This is a genomic window from Barnesiella sp. CU968, from assembly GCF_905219685.1.
GTDB lineage: Bacteria > Bacteroidota > Bacteroidia > Bacteroidales > Muribaculaceae > Lepagella > Lepagella muris_A.
Window position 1 is genome coordinate 1 of record NZ_CAJMXD010000285.1, and the last position, 3,922, is coordinate 3,922.

The window sequence follows — 3,922 nt, forward strand, 5'->3', positions numbered from 1 at the left end:
GAGAACGCATCAACCGCCCCGATGGCAACGACCGGGACATAGAAAAGGCATTGCGTCCGCTTGCCTTCGACGACTTCAGCGGACAAGAGAAAATCATCGACAATCTACGCGTGTTTGTAGAGGCGGCACGCATGCGCGGAGAGGCTCTTGACCACACCCTGCTCCACGGTCCTCCGGGACTCGGGAAGACAACATTGTCAAACATAGTGGCAAACGAACTCGGCGTGGGTTTCAAAGTCACATCAGGACCCGTGCTTGACAAGCCCGGAGACCTTGCCGGAATTCTCATGAGCCTCGAAGACCACGATGTCCTTTTTATAGACGAGATCCACCGTCTTCATCCCGTTGTGGAAGAATATCTCTATTCCGCCATGGAGGATTTCCGTATAGACATTCTTCTTGACAAGGGTCCTGGCGCGAAAAGCGTTCAGCTCACAATCTCCCCCTTCACCCTTATCGGAGCGACAACCCGCAGCGGGAGCCTCACAGCTCCACTACGTGCCCGATTCGGCATAAACTGTCATCTGGAATATTATGACCACAATATTCTCAAAGGGATTGTGAAACGCTCTGCCGGACTTCTTAAAATCGGAATCGACGATGAAGCCGCGCTTGAAATCGCACTGCGCAGCCGTGGCACACCGCGTGTAGCCAACTCGTTGCTGCGTCGTGTGCGCGACTTCGCGATGGTTCGCGGCTCCGGCCGCATAGACCTCCCGATCGCACGCCACGCGCTTGAAGCGCTCAACATCGACCGATACGGACTCGATGAAATCGACAACCGTATCCTGCTGACCATAATCGACAAATTCAAAGGAGGACCGGTAGGTCTGACAACAATAGCGACAGCAATCGGAGAAGATGCCGGCACCATAGAAGAAGTATACGAGCCCTTCCTTATCAAAGAGGGATTCCTCAAGCGCACACCGCGCGGACGCGAAGTCACGGAACTCGCCTACCGCCACCTCGGCAGAACCCAGGGACCGCTTCAGTCCACCCTCTTCGACTGATTCGCACGGCACCCTGCATTCCCACATCCAAGTTTAACCCCAACAGCCCCTGAAAATATGGCCGGTATCAAATCATTAGCCAAAGAGACTGCCGTATATGGTCTCAGCAGCATCGTAGGGAGATTCCTCAACTGGTGTCTCGTTCCTCTCTATGTATATCTTTTCCCTACCGAGGAATACGGAATAGTAAGTTATCTCTACAGTTTCACCGCTGTGATGCTGGTGATTCTGAACTACGGCATGGAGACAGGCTTCTTCAGATTCGCCAACAAGGAGCCTGACCCGGATAAAGTCTACGCCACCTCCCTGACATCAGTGGGAACCACTTCCCTGCTTTTCATCATCCTGCTCACACTCTTCCTCAGCCCTGTGTCCGAACTTATACTGCTTCCGCACCACAGCCTGTACGTATGGCTGCTCGGCGTGACTGTGGCTGTAGATGCATTCTCCAATATACCCTTCGCCTATCTCCGCTATCGGAAAAAAGCCTTAAGATTCGCCGGTATAAAACTGCTTAACATAGCTCTGAACATAGCTCTGAATCTCTTTTTTCTGTTATGCTGTCCGGCACTGATGAAACATTTTCCGGGACTCGTGAGTTGGTTTTACGAACCCGCCGGCGGAGAATCGTTCGGAATAGGCTGGATATTCGTGGCAAACCTTATTTCCTCACTTATTGTCATGGCATGCCTGCTGCCTGAGATTCGCAAAAACAGATTCGGCATCGAAGGCAGACTCCTCCGCAAGATGCTGGCATACAGCTGGCCGCTGCTCATTCTGGGAGTCGCCGGAATAATGAGCCAGAACATGGGGCAGATGCTTATTCCCTATATCTTCAAAGGAAGCGAGGAAGCCGCCCGCTCTATGGTCGGCATCTATGGCGCAAACATTAAGATCGCCATAGTCATGGTTATGTTTACCCAGGCATTCCGTTACGCCTACGAACCCTTCATATTCGCACAGGCTAAAAATGATGGAGAAAGCCGCAGACTCGCCTACTGCGATGCCATGAAATTTTTCCTGATTTTCGGTCTTTTCATATTCCTCGGAGTAATGTTCTTCCTCCCGATACTCAAGCATTTCATCTCACCCTCATACTGGCCCGGACTCAGGGTTGTTCCAGTCATGATGCTTGCAGAGCTGTGCTTCGGAATCTTCTTCAATCTCTCCATGTGGTATAAGCTGACCGACCGCACGCAATGGGGAATGTACCTCTCGCTTCTATGCTTTGTTCTCATGCTTGGACTAAACCTCCTGCTCGTACCGGCAATCGGCATTCCCAACGGATACATGGGAGCGGCATGGGCAGCGCTCATCAGCTATTTCACTGTGATGACAGTGTCTTATTTTCTCGGACGCAAATATTATCCTCTGCCATACCAGCTCGGAAGAATGGGACTCTACATCCTGTTTGCAGGTGCGCTGTATTATGCCGGAATGTATATCGACACCCTCTTCCCCGTCTGGCTGCTTTACGCTGTACGCGTCATCTTCCTGTGCATTTATATCGGGACGGTTATCATTGCCGAGCGCATACCGCTGCCCGGCATTCGCCGCGCAAAAAGGCAATAAATCTGCACATATCCGCACCTTTCCGCACAATCGGCTGCCCGATTCATTATATGCCAAATCAAAACATATAATGGTTAAAATCACACCAAAAACGGGCAAAATATGCTAAAAACTGTGCAATCACAAAGAATATTAACATTTAATAACACTTAAATCTCTCGCAAAAATTAAATTATTCAAAAAAATTGCACTATTTTTGCAAACGATTACATAGAATAAATCGATAACTGCTTAAAAGAGCAATTGCATCAATCCAAAAGTTGAGAAACTATAGAAGAATTGCTTTAGAGACAGGCAATCCTTTCGTGAGGACCGGTTGCCGGCTTCACACGGAGGCTTGAATCCGCGATGAGTAACCTTCTGAATGGATTTATGCATCGGTCGTTTGAAGATAATAAATATTTTGGTTATAAGGAGGATGACGCTTTTGAGAAAAAGCGTCATTTTTGTGTCGGCTCCGCAGTGTCGCACCGGATTGCAAGAGCGGACACAAGGGAGATGCTCTTCGCGCTCGGCTTTCTATGCACGGAGCCGGATTCGGTCGGCAAAACTAATCAATTTAAAGCCAACAACAAAACAATGTCATAATATCTCCTTTTTTTTTATTAATTTTGCAATTTACAGAAAATAGAAATTCAAACAACCAGTTATGGAATACAATCATAAGGAAATTGAAAGCCGATGGCAGAACTACTGGCGAGAGAACCAGACCTACAAAACTGTCGAGAACCCTGACAAGAAAAAATTCTATGTCCTTGACATGTTCCCCTACCCCTCCGGAGCCGGACTTCACGTCGGTCACCCGCTGGGATATATAGCAAGTGACATCTACGCACGCTTCAAACGCCAGCAGGGCTTCAACGTGCTTCATCCCATGGGCTATGACGCATACGGTCTTCCCGCCGAGCAATATGCCATACAGACAGGTCAACATCCGGAAAAAACCACATCGGAAAACATCGCACGTTATCGTGCCCAGCTCGACAAGATAGGTTTCTCGTTCGACTGGAGCCGAGAAATCCGCACATGCGATCCTGAATATTACAAATGGACTCAATGGGCATTCATGCAAATGTTCAACTCTTATTACGACCTTGACATGCATAAGGCTCAGCCTATTACCAAACTTATTGAGCATTTCGCTGTTCACGGCAGCAAGGGTATCAACCCTGCAGCAACAAAAGAAATCACATTCACTGCAGATGAATGGAACGCACTTTCTGAAAAACAGCAGCGGGAGAGATTGATGAACTACCGCATTGCATACCAAGGTGAAACAATGGTGAACTGGTGTCCGGAACTGGGCACGGTGCTTGCCAATGACGAGGTGAGCGAAGGGC

3 protein-coding genes are annotated in these 3,922 nt (G+C 48.9%); all 3 read left to right on the plus strand.

Annotated features, from left to right (window positions below):
- Window positions 1-8 precede the first annotated feature (8 nt).
- Complete coding sequence (ruvB, locus tag JX312_RS10285) at window positions 9-1,010, plus strand: Holliday junction branch migration DNA helicase RuvB (protein ID WP_204457933.1); 1,002 nt, start codon at window positions 9-11, stop codon at window positions 1,008-1,010.
- A 57-nt stretch (window positions 1,011-1,067) separates the two neighbouring features.
- Window positions 1,068-2,582, plus strand: a complete 1,515-nt coding sequence (locus JX312_RS10290; RefSeq protein ID WP_204457931.1) for a lipopolysaccharide biosynthesis protein — start codon at window positions 1,068-1,070, stop codon at window positions 2,580-2,582.
- 649 nt (window positions 2,583-3,231) lie between these two features.
- Window positions 3,232-3,922: class I tRNA ligase family protein (locus JX312_RS10295; protein ID WP_204457932.1), on the plus strand; the 691-nt coding region annotated here is incomplete at its 3' end.